Source organism: Niallia tiangongensis (assembly GCF_044704065.1).
GTDB classification, from domain to species: Bacteria; Bacillota; Bacilli; order Bacillales; family Cytobacillaceae; genus Niallia; species Niallia tiangongensis.
This window is the reverse complement of sequence record NZ_CP162613.1, coordinates 3,026,830-3,043,330: the sequence shown is the minus strand read 5'-3', so window position 1 is coordinate 3,043,330 and position 16,501 is coordinate 3,026,830. Positions and strand designations below refer to the sequence as shown.

General features: G+C 34.6%; 16 protein-coding genes. 14 read left to right on the top strand and 2 right to left on the bottom strand.

Annotated elements, in window-relative coordinates:
• The first annotated feature begins 624 nt into the window (after nucleotides 1-624).
• The 9 genes from AB3U99_RS14605 (at nucleotide 625) to rpsA (ending at nucleotide 10,111) form a co-directional block, all read left to right on the top strand.
• On the top strand, nucleotides 625-1,902 hold the full coding sequence (locus AB3U99_RS14605; RefSeq protein ID WP_400242046.1) for a Glu/Leu/Phe/Val dehydrogenase: 1,278 nt from the start codon (nucleotides 625-627) through the stop codon (nucleotides 1,900-1,902).
• 217 nt (nucleotides 1,903-2,119) lie between these two features.
• Nucleotides 2,120-3,088: a YpdA family putative bacillithiol disulfide reductase gene (locus AB3U99_RS14600; protein WP_400248086.1), complete on the top strand. Its 969-nt coding sequence runs from the start codon at nucleotides 2,120-2,122 to the stop codon at nucleotides 3,086-3,088.
• A 39-nt stretch (nucleotides 3,089-3,127) separates the two neighbouring features.
• Nucleotides 3,128-3,796, top strand: a complete 669-nt coding sequence (prsW, locus tag AB3U99_RS14595; RefSeq protein ID WP_400242044.1) for a glutamic-type intramembrane protease PrsW — start codon at nucleotides 3,128-3,130, stop codon at nucleotides 3,794-3,796.
• Nucleotides 3,797-3,996: 200 nt separating this feature from the next.
• Entirely contained in the window at nucleotides 3,997-5,094 is a 1,098-nt protein-coding gene (gene sleB, locus AB3U99_RS14590; protein WP_400242042.1) for a spore cortex-lytic enzyme, read from the top strand.
• 14 nt (nucleotides 5,095-5,108) lie between these two features.
• A complete protein-coding gene (gene ypeB / locus AB3U99_RS14585) occupies nucleotides 5,109-6,455 on the top strand; it encodes a germination protein YpeB (protein WP_400242040.1) in 1,347 nt (448 codons plus the stop codon).
• 401 nt (nucleotides 6,456-6,856) lie between these two features.
• Nucleotides 6,857-7,537, top strand: a complete 681-nt coding sequence (locus AB3U99_RS14580; protein ID WP_400242038.1) for a flagellar brake protein — start codon at nucleotides 6,857-6,859, stop codon at nucleotides 7,535-7,537.
• 122 nt (nucleotides 7,538-7,659) lie between these two features.
• A complete protein-coding gene (locus tag AB3U99_RS14575) occupies nucleotides 7,660-7,833 on the top strand; it encodes a DUF5359 family protein (RefSeq protein ID WP_400242037.1) in 174 nt (57 codons plus the stop codon).
• Between the two features lie 273 nt (nucleotides 7,834-8,106).
• Nucleotides 8,107-8,784 (top strand): (d)CMP kinase, encoded by a 678-nt coding sequence (cmk, locus tag AB3U99_RS14570; protein WP_400242035.1) that lies wholly within the window; start codon nucleotides 8,107-8,109, stop codon nucleotides 8,782-8,784.
• Nucleotides 8,785-8,971: 187 nt separating this feature from the next.
• Nucleotides 8,972-10,111, top strand: coding sequence for a 30S ribosomal protein S1 (gene rpsA / locus AB3U99_RS14565; protein ID WP_400242033.1), 1,140 nt, complete (start codon nucleotides 8,972-8,974; stop codon nucleotides 10,109-10,111).
• Between the two features lie 561 nt (nucleotides 10,112-10,672).
• Here the strand turns inward: rpsA and AB3U99_RS14560 are convergent.
• Nucleotides 10,673-10,831, bottom strand: coding sequence for a hypothetical protein (locus tag AB3U99_RS14560; RefSeq protein WP_400242031.1), 159 nt, complete (start codon nucleotides 10,829-10,831; stop codon nucleotides 10,673-10,675).
• A gap of 326 nt (nucleotides 10,832-11,157) precedes the next feature.
• Entirely contained in the window at nucleotides 11,158-11,295 is a 138-nt protein-coding gene (locus AB3U99_RS14555) for a YpzI family protein (RefSeq protein ID WP_400242029.1), read from the bottom strand.
• A gap of 214 nt (nucleotides 11,296-11,509) precedes the next feature.
• On the opposite strand from AB3U99_RS14555, the gene AB3U99_RS14550 reads away from it, so the two are divergent.
• The 5 genes from AB3U99_RS14550 to AB3U99_RS14530 all read left to right on the top strand — a co-directional run bounded on the left by AB3U99_RS14550 (nucleotide 11,510) and on the right by AB3U99_RS14530 (nucleotide 16,397).
• Nucleotides 11,510-12,121 (top strand): hypothetical protein, encoded by a 612-nt coding sequence (locus AB3U99_RS14550; protein WP_400242027.1) that lies wholly within the window; start codon nucleotides 11,510-11,512, stop codon nucleotides 12,119-12,121.
• Entirely contained in the window at nucleotides 12,118-13,008 is an 891-nt protein-coding gene (locus AB3U99_RS14545) for a YIEGIA family protein (protein ID WP_400242025.1), read from the top strand. The genes AB3U99_RS14550 and AB3U99_RS14545 overlap by 4 nt, the downstream gene beginning before the upstream one ends.
• The gene (locus tag AB3U99_RS14540) at nucleotides 13,005-13,190 is read left to right on the top strand and encodes a capping complex subunit for YIEGIA (protein ID WP_400242023.1); all 186 of its coding nucleotides are present in this window, start codon (nucleotides 13,005-13,007) and stop codon (nucleotides 13,188-13,190) included. Before AB3U99_RS14545 ends, AB3U99_RS14540 begins: the two co-directional genes overlap by 4 nt.
• Nucleotides 13,191-14,020: 830 nt before the next feature.
• Complete coding sequence (der, locus tag AB3U99_RS14535; RefSeq protein ID WP_400248085.1) at nucleotides 14,021-15,331, top strand: ribosome biogenesis GTPase Der; 1,311 nt, start codon at nucleotides 14,021-14,023, stop codon at nucleotides 15,329-15,331.
• Nucleotides 15,332-15,347: 16 nt separating this feature from the next.
• A complete protein-coding gene (locus AB3U99_RS14530) occupies nucleotides 15,348-16,397 on the top strand; it encodes an NAD(P)H-dependent glycerol-3-phosphate dehydrogenase (protein ID WP_400242021.1) in 1,050 nt (349 codons plus the stop codon).
• Nucleotides 16,398-16,501: the final 104 nt, after the last annotated feature.

The following is a 16,501-nucleotide window of genomic DNA, read 5'->3' as shown; positions in this document are numbered from 1 at the left end:
ATGATTTCATTTTTTATTCTTAAGTGTTTGAGAATAAAGTTGCTTTAGCAGCAATCAAAATCGTCTATCCTTTTTTTGTGTTTTTAGAAAATATTCTACATAAAAATTTACAAGTTGATGATTGGTAAAACCTGTTGAAAGTGTTAAAATGAAATGGGGATATCCTTCCCATAAAATTTATAATTTTTATTTGACCTCAAGTAATTAAATCGTGTAAAGAAATAAGTTTATAGAGAAATTAATTAATGATAATTAAATGAGGGTGGGGTAGGACAAAGAATCGTTTAATTGAATATACTGTTAGTAGGAATAATGAATAAAAAACAGTTTTTCACAGTGAAAATAGATTTATTAAATGGAGAATACTCCTGAAATAGATAAAATTAGGTAGCATATGTGAAAGTAAACAAGTGAATCCTGTATAAAGTTTTCTATGGCAATATTGTATCAATAAATTTTCTTGCATCTTCCAGGTAAAAGTGTATACTATGCTTTGAATTAGCAAATAAACAAGAAATATTGTAAACAAATATGTTTTCGATTCTATTTAAAGAAGCTAAATAATTATTCTTATAAAGAAGAACTACAGTTTATAAACTAGTAGTTTTTTAGGAGGATTTATTAATGGTAGCCAACAAATCTAACGAGAAGAATCATGTAGAAGAGCAACACGATGTTTTGAAATCAACACAAACAGTAATTCATAAAGCTTTAAACAAGCTTGGTTATTCAGATGAAGTTTATGAATTATTAAAAGAGCCGATTCGAATGATGACAGTTAAAATTCCTGTGAGAATGGATGATGGAACTGTAAAAATCTTCACAGGCTACCGAGCTCAGCATAATGATGCTGTTGGACCTACAAAGGGTGGCATACGTTTTCATCCGAATGTTACGGAAACAGAAGTGAAAGCACTCTCCATTTGGATGAGTTTAAAATGTGGAATTGTTGATCTTCCTTACGGTGGAGGGAAAGGTGGAATTGTCTGTGATCCTCGTGATATGTCCTTTAGAGAATTGGAAAGATTAAGTAGAGGGTATGTACGTGCAATTAGTCAAATTGTAGGTCCGACGAAAGATATTCCCGCTCCAGATGTTTTTACTAATTCACAGATTATGGCATGGATGATGGACGAGTATAGTCGTATTGATGAATTTAATTCACCAGGATTTATTACAGGTAAACCACTTGTCTTAGGTGGATCACAAGGACGCGAGACTGCTACTGCGAAAGGTGTTACTATCTGTATTCGGGAAGCGGCAAAAAGAAGAGGCATACCCATCGAAGGGGCGCGTGTTGTTGTACAAGGATTTGGAAATGCGGGCAGCTTTTTGGCTAAGTTTATGCATGATGCTGGGGCAAAGGTAATTGGCATTTCTGATGCATATGGAGCATTGCATGATCCAGAAGGATTGGATATTGACTATTTATTAGATAGAAGAGATAGTTTTGGCACTGTTACTAACTTATTTAATAATACGATTTCAAATAAAGAATTATTGGAATTAGATTGTGATATTTTAGTTCCTGCTGCTATTGAAAACCAGATCACAGAACAAAATGCTCATAATATAAAAGCAAGTATTGTGGTGGAAGCGGCGAATGGACCTACAACATTAGAAGCTACTCATATTTTAACTGAAAGAGGAATATTATTGGTTCCCGATGTATTAGCTTCAGCTGGGGGAGTTACTGTTTCTTATTTTGAATGGGTTCAAAATAATCAAGGGTATTACTGGACAGAAGAAGAAGTAGAAGAAAGATTAGAAAAAGTAATGAGCAAATCCTTTAAAAACATCTATGATACTGCCGAATTACGTCGTGTTGATATGAGATTGGCAGCATATATGGTGGGGGTTAGAAAAATGGCGGAAGCATCTAGATTCCGCGGTTGGATATAAATTTGACCAAATCTATTGCTGAAAATACAAAAATCTCCTATCCTTATAGGTAGGAGATTTTTTATTTTGGAACTTTTTAGGGTGAATTCCTTCAATTTAGCGAATCCATATGTTAAAAAAATAGGAGAAACTAAAGATGTTTTTCCAATATTTATTAATCGACAATGGATTTTTTAATGAAGTTTACCCTTTTGGTAAAATGTTAGGAGTGAACGATTTGAAAAGAGAAGAAGCAATTATCATTGGTGCAGGTCCGTGTGGTCTAGCAGCAGCGATCGCTTTAAAGGAAATAAATATAAATCCACTAATTATTGAAAAAGGAAATATTGTAAATGCCATACATGGTTATCCTACTCATCAGACTTTTTTCAGTACAAGTGAGAAGCTAGAGATTGGCGAAGTAGCTTTCTTAACAGAACAATATAAGCCCAATAGAAATCAGGCGTTAGTATATTATCGAGAAGTAGCCAAAAGAAAAGAACTTCGAATTAATGCATACGAAGAAGTACTAGAGGTTCAAAAAACAGAAGAACAAGCGTTTATAGTAAAAACGAAAAAAGCAGAATATAGTGCTCCCTATATTGTAGTTGCAACTGGATATTATGATCATCCAAATTTTATGAATGTCCCAGGAGAAGAATTGGAAAAGGTAATGCATTATTTCAAAGAGGCACATCCTTATTTCAATCATGATGTAACTGTAATAGGTGGGAAAAATTCAAGTGTAGATGCTGCAATTGAATTAGTGAAAGCTGGCGCAAGAGTAACGGTTTTATATAGAGGAAGCGAATATTCTTCAAGCATCAAACCATGGATTTTACCAGAATTCGAATCGTTAGTAAGAAAAGGGATCATCAAGATGGAATTTGAAGCGAATGTAGTAGAAATTAAAGAAACTACTCTCTTATATGAAGTAAATGGCCAAATGCATGAAATAGAAAATGATTTTGTGTTTGCGATGACTGGATATCATCCTGATCACGAATTTTTGAGAAAAATGGGTGTTGGAATCGAGGAAGAAACAGGGAGACCTATATTTGACTCAGAAACGATGGAAACGAATATGAATGGAATATTTATTGCTGGGGTAATTGCGGCAGGAAATGATGCGAATGAAATCTTCATCGAAAATGGGAGATTTCACGGTGAGCAAATAGCAAAAGCCATCCTAGAAAAAAATAGATAGGTCCGAACACTCCTTAAACAGGGGAAAAGGGGAAATGAAATGTTGGCGATTTTTTCAGCCGGAATAGCGCCTGGATTAGCATTATTAAGCTATTTTTATTTAAAAGATCAATATGGTTCAGAACCAATATCACTAGTCTTACGGTCTTTTATAACAGGGGCACTACTTGTTTTTCCAATCATGTTTATACAATATGTGTTACAAACAGAGAATGTTATTCCAGAAGGTATTTGGAGTGCGCTGTTTACCACCAGTTTATTAGAAGAATTTTTTAAATGGTTTATCCTTTTTTATACAGCTGTAAAGCATGCTGACTTTGATGAACCTTATGATGGAATAGTGTATGGAGTTGCAGTTTCATTAGGGTTTGCGACCATGGAAAATATTCTATATTTAGTGGCAAACGGACTGGAGTATGCTATTGGAAGAGCATTGCTACCAGTTTCAAGTCATGCACTATTTGGAGTTATTATGGGCTATTATTTTGGTAAAGGAAAATTCATTGTGCCAAGAGGGAAATGGCTAGTATATTCGTTACTTGTTCCTTTCATCCTTCATGCTGTGTATGATTATATTATATCCTTGGAGAAAAACTGGTTGATTTTTATTACTCCATTTATGTTCTATTTATGGTGGCTAGGACTTAGAAAAGTAAAGAGCGCTCGAGAACTAAGCAAAGAACCTATACAAAAAATGACAGGAACATAAATGTATAAAGCGATTAAGGGGAAAATTTACCATTCAGCAAAGAAAGGTTTCTTAATCCTCTATGGAATAGGTATGAGTGGCAATACAAAATACAAGAAAGTAGAGTGAAAAACATCACTCTACTTTTTTTTGTATAAAAAACCATTTGCTACAAAAAATACTGTTAATGTTAATAGTATTTAGTTATGGGGGTAATAAGCATGAATAAAAAGTTTTTACTCACAAAAATATCGGTCATCCTTTTTGTTATGTTAGAACTACTAGCATTCCCTTTTCATGAACAAAAAGTGCATGCGTTTTCTGAACAAGTTATTCAGCATGGCGCAGTAGGGGATGACGTTATTGAATTACAGGCTAGACTGCAATACGTAGGCTATTATAATGGAAAGATTGATGGTGTTTTTGGTTGGCAAACATATTGGGCATTAAGAAACTTTCAGTATGAATTTGGATTGCCAATTGATGGTTTAGCTGGCACTAAGACGAAAGATAAGCTAGCTCGTGCGACCAAATATAATGAACAGTTTGTAAAAGAACAAATTAATCGTGGGAAAAAGTTCTCCCATTATGGTGGTGTTGATTTAGAAAAACAAAAGACTCCGTCTGCTAATAAAGGCACAACACAAAAGCAAACAAAAAAATCAAATAATAAAACGGCGAAAAAGCAAAGTAGTAATACCGCAAAGAAAAACAGTAATAATACAGCGCAAAAAACGAAGAATCAAAATGGGACTCAAAACAAAACAAATAATGGTGGACAGGCAGCCCTGAAAAATAATACATCTGGAAACCAGAATGGTACTGGGACAAGTGCTGGTGAGGGAGGTACTGCTGCAGAGAATAATAACACTAACACTCCCGCACCACAAAATACAGCTAATTCAAATGGCGGCGAAAATACAACAGGGAAAGAACCAACTGCAGCTAACGTCCCAAGTGGGTTCTCACAAAATGATATTCAATTAATGGCTAATGCAGTATATGGTGAAGCAAGAGGTGAGCCATATATAGGACAGGTAGCAGTTGCAGCAGTTATTCTAAACAGAGTGAATAGCGCTACATTTCCAAATACAGTTTCTGGTGTGATTTTTGAACCACGTGCTTTTACAGCGGTTGCTGACGGACAAATATGGCTTACTCCTAATGAAAGAGCGAAAGAAGCAGTATTAGATGCTATAAACGGATGGGATCCAACTGGACATGCTATGTATTATTTTAATCCAGATACAGCAACTAGTGCATGGATTTGGGGTCGACCACAAATTAAACAAATAGGCAAGCATATATTCTGTAAATAGTGGGGTGAGATGAAATGTTAAGAGGAATATTAATAGGAGTTTTGACACTCGGAATAGCAGGAGTAGCCTACTGGGGCTATCAAGAGCACAAAGAGAAAAATGCAGTATTATTGAATGCGGAGAATAACTATCAAAGGGCTTTCCACGATTTAACGTATCAAGTAGATTTACTTCATGACCAAATTGGTACAACATTAGCTATGAACTCACAAGAATCACTTTCTCCTGCATTAGCAGAAGTATGGAGAATAACATCTGAAGCACATTCAGATGTGGGACAGCTGCCATTAACATTGCTTCCATTTAATAAAACAGAAGAGTTTCTAGCAAGCATTGGCGATTTTAGTTATCGTACTGCAGTAAGAGACTTAAATTCGGAACCATTATCTGATGATGAATATAAGAAGTTAGATGAATTGTATAAAGAAGCGGCAGATATCCAAGATGAATTACGAAATGTTCAGCATTTAGTTTTGGAAAATAATCTCCGCTGGATGGATGTTGAAATGGCTTTGGCCACAGATAAACAATTAGATAATACTATTATTGATGGTTTGAAAACGGTAGAAGATAAAGTAGAAGGCTATCAGCAAACGAGTTTTGGGGTAACAAATGTAAATATGGAAAAGAAGGATGAAAACTTCAAACATTTAAAAGGAAAGACGATTTCTGAAAAAGAAGCAGAAAAAATTGCAAAAGAATTTGCTGAATTTAAAAACCCTGTAGATGTGAAAATCACTGAAAGTGGAGAAGGTTCAAATTATGGATTCTATAGTGTAACATTAAAGGAAAAAGGCACGGATATAGAAGCCAATATGGATATTACAAAGCAGGGTGGATATCCAATATGGTCGATTGTTTCTCGAGATGTAAAAAAAGATAAAATTAGCCTTAATGAAGCGAATAACCATGCTGTGAAATTTTTAAAGGAGCATAAATTTAAAAACTTAGCTTTATTTGAAAGCATGCAGTATGAAAACATTGGTGTGTTTAATTTTGTAACAGAAGTCGATGGGGTAAAAATATATCCAGATAGCATTAAAATGAAAGTAGCATTAGATAATGGAAATATCATTGGATTTGCAGCAGAGGATTACTTAATGGCAAATACGGAAAGAAAAATAAAAGATCCGGTGATATCTAAACAAGATGCATTAAAGAAAATCAACAAACAGGTTAATATTATGGATGATGGATTAGCGATAATCCTTAATGATTTTAATGAAGAAGTGTTATGTTATGAATTTATTGGGACATTAGGAGAAGATACTTATCGGATTTATATTAACGCCGATAATGGAACAGAAGAAAAGGTCGAAAAATTAAAGAATGCTGAACCAGTTTATGAAGAGGTAGTATAACAAAATGGAAAGCTGTCAACAAGCTCTATAGGGAGAATGTTGACGGCTTTTTTTATCATACTCTTAAACTTCAATAAGACTATCACCTCTTGCTTAGAAGAATTCGAGGAAGCTAGTAAGAGACCAACTGTCTGTAAAGGGCCGAATAATTCATCACAAACGGATAATAATACCTCCGCTAATGAAGTTACAGTTTATTAATGGGTGGTATTGCCAAATATAAATCATTCATGCAATAATGATACATAAAAGTAGGTATATAGTGCAGTGTTAGAGCTTCGTTTATGAGTATTTAGAACTATTTTTAAATAGAAGAACTTCAATTATAAGAAAATACAATTTATATAAGGTGACATACATAATTAAGGAATACAGAGTATGTAGGCCAATAAAAGGAAAGTGTGAAAAAAGTGATTTCAATTGGAGATACATTAATTATTGAACCGATTCATGGAGAAAATAAAGTTGATCAATATAAAAGTCGTGTTTTAGGTATAGAGGAAAAATCCGTTAATATTGAATATCCAATTCATCTTGAAACAAACAAGCTGCTTTTTCTAATGAATGGTGCTCAATTAAGAGTAAATTTTGTTACAAATGAAGGTATCGCTTATTTATTCCATTCAGAAGTTATCGGAAGAAAAAAAGATAATAATGTACCATTGTTAATTCTTTCATTACCTAACATAGATCAAATGATCAAAATTCAGCGGAGACAATTTGTACGGATAGAAACAAGTATTGATATGGCTATTCATCCTTTGGAAGTAGAGAATTCCTTTGATCCATTCACAACGATATCTTTAGATTTTAGTGCAGGTGGTGCTGCTGTTATCGTTCCTAAGCATGTATACTTAGAGGAAAATAGTAAGATTAAAGTTTCGTTAGTCTTATCATTACAAAACGGAGAGTATAATTATTTGCATTTGGATGCGGAAATCAAAAAAATCTTCGATTACAATGAAAATAGCAATAAAATGTCCATTGAATTTTTAGAAGTAGATCCGGTTGATCGTCAGTCCATGTTAAGATTTAGTTTTGACCGCCAATTATCTTTAAAAAAGAAAGGGCTGGAAATCTGAATAAAGGAATACAAATACTCCGATACTAACATTATAGGATGAATTCGTTTTTGAATTATCGCTTTTAAGTTTCATTTTCTCATCTGCGATTTTAGTAGTGGCTAGTAAAAGGAGTGCGTCAAGTGAAAACGGTGGAAAGAATTATTATAAAGATCATTCTGCTTCAAATTGTCTTTTTTTTAGTAGGTCAATTGTTTCATATATGGGATATTATACCCGAAATAAGAACAATTACCCAATATGAAGGTGTTATGGATTCCAATTTTATTTCCTTTCTTGAGACTTTTGGAAGATAATTACCTCATTATAATGAAGAAAGTTGTCTTTTTTGGTTATCATTGTTATATATAAAAGTGCTACATAAATTAGCCGATATTATTGATAAAAAATCAAAAGAAATATGTTAAAATAAAAGATAGTTAAGCCAAAGAAATAGAGTTAGCTCTCCTGCACCTTATTTGAATTGTGAATCAGAAAGATTGCCTATTCTTTTAAGAATCTAATATGGTATAGGGAGAGTTTTATAATAAGATAATTGGTATATGTGAGCCAGTAGTTCAGGAGGATTTATGGAAAAGAAAATTAGCATTGCAATAGACGGACCCGCAGCTGCAGGGAAAAGTACGGTTGCAAAGATTGTTGCAGAACAATTAGGATATATTTATATTGATACAGGTGCGATGTATAGAGCATTGACCTATAAAGCAATAAAACATAAATTGAATTTAGAAGAAGAAGAGAATTTAATAAATATGTTAAATGAGACAGTGATTGAATTGTTTCCAGGTGAGCAAGGACAATTAATTTTCTTAGATAGCAAAGATGTAACAAACGAAATTCGTTCAAGTGAAGTAACGAACACTGTTTCTATCGTTTCTAAGCATAAGCTTGTTAGGGAAGAAATGGTAAGACGACAGCAAATGTTTGCAGTAAATGGTGGAGTGGTAATGGATGGTAGAGATATCGGTACCCATGTGATTCCTACTGCTGAGGTGAAAGTGTTCCTTTTAGCTTCTGTAGATGAAAGAGCTATTAGAAGACATAAAGAGAACATTGAAAAAGGATACGAATCTGACTTAGAACAATTAAAACAGGAAATTGCTGCTAGGGATAAATTAGATTCAGAACGTGAAATTTCTCCACTTAAGAAGGCAGATGATGCTATCGAAATCGACACGACTTCTTTATCTATTCATGATGTAGTTGAAAAAATCATGGAATTGACAAGAGAAAGAATAAGTAATTAACTTTAGCAGATAAATGATACAATTAATCTTACAAACTAGTCTAGTGTTTCTTGCTTGACAAAAAAACAAGTTTGTAAGAAGTTTAAAGAGAAGCATTCTTAAAATTCGTATGCATGTAAATTTATTTAAACTGCATGAACATTTTAAACAAATGTTCATGCAGGATAGAGTCGAAGGAGGAGTACATATGTCTGAGGAATTAAATGATGTAGTTGTAAATAATTATTCTGTTGGAGACGTAGTAAATGGTCAGATTACGAAGGTAGAAGAAAAGCAGGTAATTGTTGCAATCAGCGATAGTAAACTGGATGGGATTTTACCAATAAGTGAATTATCAAGCCTTCACATTGAAAAAGCGAGTGATGTTGTTTCAGAAGGAGACAAGCTTGAATTAGAAGTAATTAAAGTGGAAGAGGATGCCCTTGTTTTATCAAAAAGAAAAATCGATGCTGAAAAGGCGTGGGATCAACTTGAAGAGAAGTTTAAATCAGGCGAAGTTTTTGAAGCAGAAGTAAAAGACGTTGTTAAAGGCGGACTTGTTGTTGATCTTGGTGTAAGAGGCTTTGTTCCTGCCTCTTTAGTTGAAGCTCATTATGTAGAAGATTTTTCTGATTACAAAGGTAAGACAATTTCTTTTAAAATTGTAGAATTAGAAAAAGATAAAAGTCGCCTTATTTTATCCCACCGTGCAGTAGTGGAGGAAGAGAAAAATAAGCAAAAGCAAAATCTCCTTGACTCAATTGAAGCTGGTCAAACACTAACGGGCACTGTTCAAAGAATTACTGATTTTGGTGCGTTTGTTGATTTGGGAGGCATTGATGGATTAGTTCATATTTCTCAATTGTCCCATGAACATATTTCAAGCCCAACAGATGTAGTCCAAGAAGGACAGGAAGTAAATGTGAAGGTGCTAAATGTAGATCGCAATAATGACCGTATCTCTTTATCTATTAAAGAAACACAGCCAGGACCGTGGGCTAACATTGCAGATCGTGCTGAAAAAGGTAGTGTACTAGATGGAACGGTTAAACGTATCGTTTCATATGGAGCTTTCGTTGAAGTGTTCCCAGGTGTAGAAGGACTTGTGCATATTTCACAAATTGCCCATAAACATATTGGAACACCACATGAAGTGCTAAAAGAAGGTCAAGAAGTTCAAGTGAAAGTTTTAGATGTTAATGAAGAAGAACAACGTCTTTCATTAAGTATTAAAGAACTAACAGAGAAAGAAGTGGACCAGGAAGAGGCATACGAGCTTCCTGAAGAATCAAAAGGTTTCCAATTAGGTGATATGATTGGAGAACAATTGAAAAAGTTGAAAAACTAATTTCTTTTTATAGTAAAATATAAAGAAGAATCAAAAGAGGCTGGGATAAAACTAAATAGCCAACCTGTAAAGACGAACAATCCTTAGTTTAGCTCTTAAATAAAGGCTACTTTTTCATGCTAGTTATTTATGGTTTTAAATATAGTCAGTGTAAAAACTAATTCGTTTTTAAAGATTGTTTTTCTATAAACTATTATGGAAATAGAAAAAATTTTAATTAATTGGAAAGACGGAGCAGCCTGAATACACGTAGACTCCTATGGGAGCTGCGAGAAAGTCCGAGACCCCGCAGGAACTTAAGTGACGAAGCGGCTCGGCGCTCGCCCCATGGAAAGCGAAGTGTATTTTAGGCTGCGGATAATAACACCATCTTTACTGAAACAGCCTTTTATAAACCAATATAAACCCGAACAATCATATGGAACTATCGTATGGTTGTTCGGGTTTATTTATGGCTGGAATACTTTTGTCCCAGCCTCTTTTTTTATTCTTGGTTTCTTTATTCGTTATTTTATTGTATTTTGCTCTATCCCTTATGCTCTTCTTAGGCTGTTACTGTATTCACCTAAGTCTTTTTTTCATTTTCTTTAAGTTCATGGATACAAAGGAGAAGTCAAGTGCAGTCTTTATCTTGCGAACTAAATGATTTGACGGATCAAGTTGATCTAAAGCAATCATTTCTAATTGGTCTCTTTGTATAGAAGAATGTTTGGAAAGCATGATTTCACCTCAAAAAATTTTCTACCTATATTTTAAAACTAGAGCAATTAAAATTCTAGACTAAGTTGATAAAACCATGTTGATTGTAGCAGAAGGGGGGAGACTCCCATGGGAGATGCGAGAAAGTCCGAGACCCTGCAGGAAGGGTGAGCTGTGAAGCGGGTCGGCGCTCGCCCCGCCCCATGGAAAGCGAACCCCTGTAGCGGAAATCAACATTCCTATTAGAGAGGGCCAAAAAAAAGACTATAGGCAAAAACCTCGAATTTCAAGTAGTTTGTCTACAGTCTGAAAGGGTGACCCTTAAAAGTCACCCTTTTTGCAATGGCCTACTTATTATCGTTTAATAATCTGCCTTCTTCAGGACTTTGTAATCGAGTTGAACCACTATAATGAAGTGCTTGATCACGGTCAGACTCTACTCGTTTACTCTGTTTTAATTTTTTTTCCTGTCTATCCTTGCCCATATAATTTTCCTCCCGTAAGTTAATTGTTCCATTCATTAAATGGACCGGTTCACTTCCTTAATGGAAGTTTCTTTTTATTATTCTACAGGATACTCGAAACTACTTTATGAAAAAAATTCCTTTCGAATAACTGCATATATTTCCTTTGTTTACTTGTATCTTTTTCGTTTAAATTACATATTTCCGAGACATAATGGGAAATAGGAGAGTGAGAATGATGGAAGGATCAATCTTTTTATTTTGCACATGGTTTATATGGATTATCACGACGTTTTTTTTGCACAAAGATAATCCGAAACGAACAAAATATTCCATGTATGTATTAATAGCAATTGTTTTAAGCCCCTATAAATGGGAGTGGCATGAAATAAGTTGTTCTGTTTTACTTTTGAGTATATTAATTATTTCGTTTTTTTACACTGGTCGTTTACGATGGAAGACTGCTATTTACATTATTGTATCGTCTTTTTTTATGATGTTAGCTTATACAACTTATGAACTGATGGCAATCATTGATCCTATATGGGTATTTCTCCCAGACCCGTGGCTTAAAGTAAGCATATTATTTGTCCTAGTTATCCTTTTACATAAAAATATTGTCTGTCAAATACTTACTTTGCTAATCGGAAGTATCACTGGAGAAATATTATTAAGTAGCATTTTAAGAAATTATCAGATGGAATATTATATTGGTTCTATGACTTTTTTTGACTTTTTAATGCTTGGTGTAGTTGGATTCTTATCTCTTTTTTATATAAGAATGACACTTGTAAAGTGGGAACAGCATGTCTTTATGATTGAAAAGGAGAGACAAAAAAATATATGAGTGACTTTACTTATCCAATTTTACTTGGAATAATTGTTGGGACCGTTTTAAGAATGTATATGCTAAGAACAGATTATCGCCAATATCCTACATATTTGCATGGGAAAATTATTCATATCGCGTTAGGCTTCATAGCCGCAGGTTTGGGCTCAGTTGCCATACCTGCAATCTTAAACAAAGACTATACGGCAGTGACTTTCTTAACTGTTGCAGCCTCTCAATTTCGAGAGGTTAGAAATATGGAAAGAAACACGCTTACAGAGTTGGATAGTTTTGAACTGGTTTCAAGAGGAAAAACTTATATTGAAGGTATTGCTATTGCTTTTGAAAGCAGGAACTATTTGGTAATGTTTGCTGGTCTTTTAAGCACCTTTGGCTATATTGTTTATAATATATGGACAGGAATTCTCGCAGCAATCATCTCTGTATTCGTAGCGAAAAAACTGATGTCTGGTGGTCAATTAAAGGATATTGTAAATATTACATATGCGAAGCCGACGTTTGAAGATTCTGGTTTATATGTAGATACTATTTATATTATGAATATTGGTTTGCCAGAGCGGCAGAAGGAAGTTTTAAAGTATGGAATGGGTTTTATCTTGACTCCTAAAAATTTTAATGCAAGAACAACCATAGCGAATTTAGGACAAAGGCAGGCTATTTTATATGATGTGACTACTGCTCTTGGTGTCTATCGAGACTCTGGAACACCTGCGTTAGTACCATTAGCTAAAAGAGATTTAGAGGATGGAAGGGTGGCTGTATTTGTATTACCTCAAATACAAAATGAAAAAAAGGCGATAAGAATTATCGGAGCCGTCCCAACGTTAGAAAATGCCATTCGGATGCCGAGTAAACGTTTAGAAAGAGAGGGAGAGGTAGAATGAATTTAGAAAAATACATTTTAGCCTCAATCACAACTAATCCAAGTAAAGTCGCTCCAGGAAACGGCGTGTTTTATTGTGAAAATAAGACTGAAATGGAGAATGTGGCCACTAATTTAGAAGCTATATTAGATGGGATTGCTCATAAAATCGGTGAGGAAGTTTATATTATAGTAAAGCATTAGTTTCAATATTTATAAAGCTGTTATTATCCAACTTTTAAACTTCAGTAGGACTCTCACCCTCTTGCTTATGAGAATACGAGGAAGATAATAGGTGGAAGATCAACTGTCTGTAAAGGTCCGAATGGTTCAACCAACCATCAGTGGGGGATGAAGGAAAACCTCACTGATGTAAGTTTGATTTTATGAGAGTTGGTTTTTAGAGGGTGATTTCTAATAAAAATGTTGTTTTTCAAAAGGATGAATTAATTATGTAAGAATAAGCCTGTATAAGAAGTCGACTCAGGGAATAGCAAGGCAGCTGAGCATTAGCCTGAGGGCGCTTATATGTTGCATAAAAACAGAAGGATATTCAGTAGCGCGTACATTGTGATAAAAATAATAATGATGGTTATCGAAAAGAAATGCAGTTTTCTGTTGCTAGGATAACTTCTCTTTGATAAACTGTTTTAGTTAGGGGTCTGCTTCTCTATTTTAGGGTTAGCCCCTATTTTTACTATTTTGTTTGTTAAAGGGTATTACTTGAGCAATCGATTATTGGTTTCATTATGTTTAGAATCTTATGAATAAGTTTTTCCTTTTGCTTTTTATTGCTTAGAAAGCGTGATGGATAAGTGGAATTTCAGCCTAAAAAACAACAAATTCGAATGATAATGAGTTCTAATGTAGACGAAGCTATAAAAGCGGGAAGTACTATAGTTTAATGTACTTACGTCATAAAAGTAATAAATAATCTAAGAATGTTCTTTAACACCGTGATTACTTAGTAATTTAAATTTTTAAGGAATCATGTTGCATGGATAGAATGATAATGTGTGAAGGGAATGATAGCGATGGCTAAACCAGTTATTGCGATAGTTGGAAGACCGAATGTAGGAAAATCGACTATCTTTAATCGGATAGTAGGAGAACGTATTTCAATTGTAGAAGATATACCAGGAGTAACGAGAGATCGTATCTATAGTTCTGCAGAATGGTTAAACCATGATTTTAATCTTATTGATACTGGTGGTATCGATATTGGGGATGAACCATTTTTAGATCAAATCCGTATGCAAGCGGAGATAGCAATAGAAGAGGCGGATGTTATTATCTTTATAACAAATGGTCGCGAAGGAGTTACTTCTGCCGATGAAGAAGTCGCGAAAATATTGTATAAAGCTAAAAAGCCTGTGGTGCTTGCAGTTAATAAAGTTGATAATCCAGATATGAGAGAGCAAATCTATGATTTTTATGCATTGGGATTTGGCGAACCATTTCCAATTTCAGGATCTCATGGCTTAGGTCTTGGTGATTTATTGGATGAAGCTGCAAAGCATTTTCCTAAGCGTGATACAAAAGAATATGGTGATGATATCATTAAATTTTCTCTTATTGGGAGACCGAATGTAGGAAAATCATCATTAGTTAATGCGATGTTAGGAGAAGATCGAGTAATCGTAAGTAATGTTGCTGGTACAACTCGAGATGCAATTGATTCTGAGGTAACGGTTAACGGAGAAAAGTTTGTTATTATCGATACAGCAGGAATGAGAAAAAAAGGAAAAGTATACGAGTCTACGGAGAAATACAGTGTATTAAGAGCATTGCGTGCAATTGAAAGATCGGATGTTGTTTTAGTTGTTATTGATGGAGAAGAAGGAATTATTGAACAGGATAAAAAAATTGCTGGATATGCACATGAAGCTGGAAGAGCAGTCATTATTGTCGTGAATAAATGGGATGTAGTAGAAAAAGATGAGAAAACAATGAAAACATTTGAACAAAATATTCGGGAACATTTCTTATTCCTGGATTATGCTCCAATTGTTTTCCTTTCTGCAAAAACGAAGAAACGTATTCATACATTAATACCAATGATTAAAGTTGCTAGCGAAAACCATACTCGTAGAGTGGAAACAAGTGTGTTGAACGATGTTATCATGGATGCTGTAGCGATGAATCCTACTCCAACCGATAAAGGAAAACGATTGAAAATATACTACACTACCCAAGTTGCGGTTGGACCTCCAACTTTTGTCGTTTTTGTAAATGATCCAGAATTACTTCACTTTTCTTATGAGCGATTTTTAGAAAATCGTATTAGAGATGCATTTGGTTTTGAAGGAACACCGATTAAAATCTTTGCAAGAGAAAGAAAATAAAAGAGGTGTAAAGAGAATGAAAGGTCAAAAATCTGTAGCGATGATTGGTGCTGGCAGCTGGGGAACAGCACTTTCATTAGTACTTGGCGACAATGGCCATACTGTTCGTATTTGGGGCAAAGATGAGAAAAATATTGCGGAGATAAATAATCTGCATCAGAATAATAAATATTTACCAGGTGTAACCTTACCTAAAGAAGTAGTGGGAACTACTTCTTTAGAAGAAAGTGTTCGCGATGTGGATTTTATTATTTTAGCTATACCAACAAAAGCTATGCGCGAGGTAATTCCACAATTGCTTCCATACGTAAATGAACCGAAAACAATCGTTCATGTTAGTAAGGGAATTGAGCCTGGAACGCTAATGCGAATTTCTGAAATTATCGAGGAAGAGATACCAGAAAGCAAACGAAAAAGCATTGTTGTATTATCAGGACCTAGTCATGCGGAGGAAGTGAGTCTTCGGCATCCGACGACCGTTACAGTATCCTCAAAGAATATGACCGAAGCGGAACTTGTTCAAGATTTATTTATTAATCATAATTTCCGAGTTTACACAAATCCAGATCTTATTGGTGTTGAAATTGGCGGAGCTTTAAAAAATATAATAGCTGTTTGCGCTGGAATTGCTGATGGTTTAGGATTTGGTGATAATGCCAAGGCTGCATTAATTACAAGAGGTCTTGCAGAAATGGCAAGGCTAGGAACGAGAATGGGAGCAAATCCGCTTACGTTTGCAGGTCTGACTGGAATTGGCGATTTAATCGTTACCTGTACAAGTATCCATTCTAGAAACTGGAGAGCTGGTAACATGCTTGGGAAGGGCCAAGCGCTAGATGAAGTTCTTGCTCAGATGGGTATGGTTGTTGAAGGGATTCGTACAACAAAAGCAGCACATCAGCTTTCAGAAAAATACGGTGTAACAATGCCTATCACCAATGCCTTATTCCACATTTTATTTAATGGTCAAGATGCAAAAGCTGCCGTAGAGAGCCTAATGGCAAGAGGGAAAACGAATGAAATGGAAGATTTAATAAACATTCTTGCCTCTCAGTACATAGAATAAGAAAAAGATGTGTATTCTTAAATCCTTTCCTATAGAAGGACGAAAAAAGGAATCTTTTTAAGCAAATATAGGCGTTTTAATGGTTCGAAAATGGATGTAATAAC

What these genes read in the sequence shown, in the direction of transcription:
- cmk (WP_400242035.1), top strand. Translation starts at nt 8,107, where the DNA reads ATGGAAAAGAAAATTAGCATTGCAATAGACGGACCCGCAGCTGCAGGG.
- AB3U99_RS14530 (WP_400242021.1), top strand. Translation starts at nt 15,348, where the DNA reads ATGAAAGGTCAAAAATCTGTAGCGATGATTGGTGCTGGCAGCTGGGGA.
- AB3U99_RS14555 (WP_400242029.1), bottom strand. Translation starts at nt 11,295, where the DNA reads ATGGGCAAGGATAGACAGGAAAAAAAATTAAAACAGAGTAAACGAGTA.
- AB3U99_RS14545 (WP_400242025.1), top strand. Translation starts at nt 12,118, where the DNA reads ATGAGTGACTTTACTTATCCAATTTTACTTGGAATAATTGTTGGGACC.
- AB3U99_RS14540 (WP_400242023.1), top strand. Translation starts at nt 13,005, where the DNA reads ATGAATTTAGAAAAATACATTTTAGCCTCAATCACAACTAATCCAAGT.
- AB3U99_RS14560 (WP_400242031.1), bottom strand. Translation starts at nt 10,831, where the DNA reads ATGCTTTCCAAACATTCTTCTATACAAAGAGACCAATTAGAAATGATT.
- der (WP_400248085.1), top strand. Translation starts at nt 14,021, where the DNA reads ATGGCTAAACCAGTTATTGCGATAGTTGGAAGACCGAATGTAGGAAAA.
- ypeB (WP_400242040.1), top strand. Translation starts at nt 5,109, where the DNA reads ATGTTAAGAGGAATATTAATAGGAGTTTTGACACTCGGAATAGCAGGA.
- rpsA (WP_400242033.1), top strand. Translation starts at nt 8,972, where the DNA reads ATGTCTGAGGAATTAAATGATGTAGTTGTAAATAATTATTCTGTTGGA.
- AB3U99_RS14605 (WP_400242046.1), top strand. Translation starts at nt 625, where the DNA reads ATGGTAGCCAACAAATCTAACGAGAAGAATCATGTAGAAGAGCAACAC.
- prsW (WP_400242044.1), top strand. Translation starts at nt 3,128, where the DNA reads ATGTTGGCGATTTTTTCAGCCGGAATAGCGCCTGGATTAGCATTATTA.
- AB3U99_RS14550 (WP_400242027.1), top strand. Translation starts at nt 11,510, where the DNA reads ATGATGGAAGGATCAATCTTTTTATTTTGCACATGGTTTATATGGATT.
- sleB (WP_400242042.1), top strand. Translation starts at nt 3,997, where the DNA reads ATGAATAAAAAGTTTTTACTCACAAAAATATCGGTCATCCTTTTTGTT.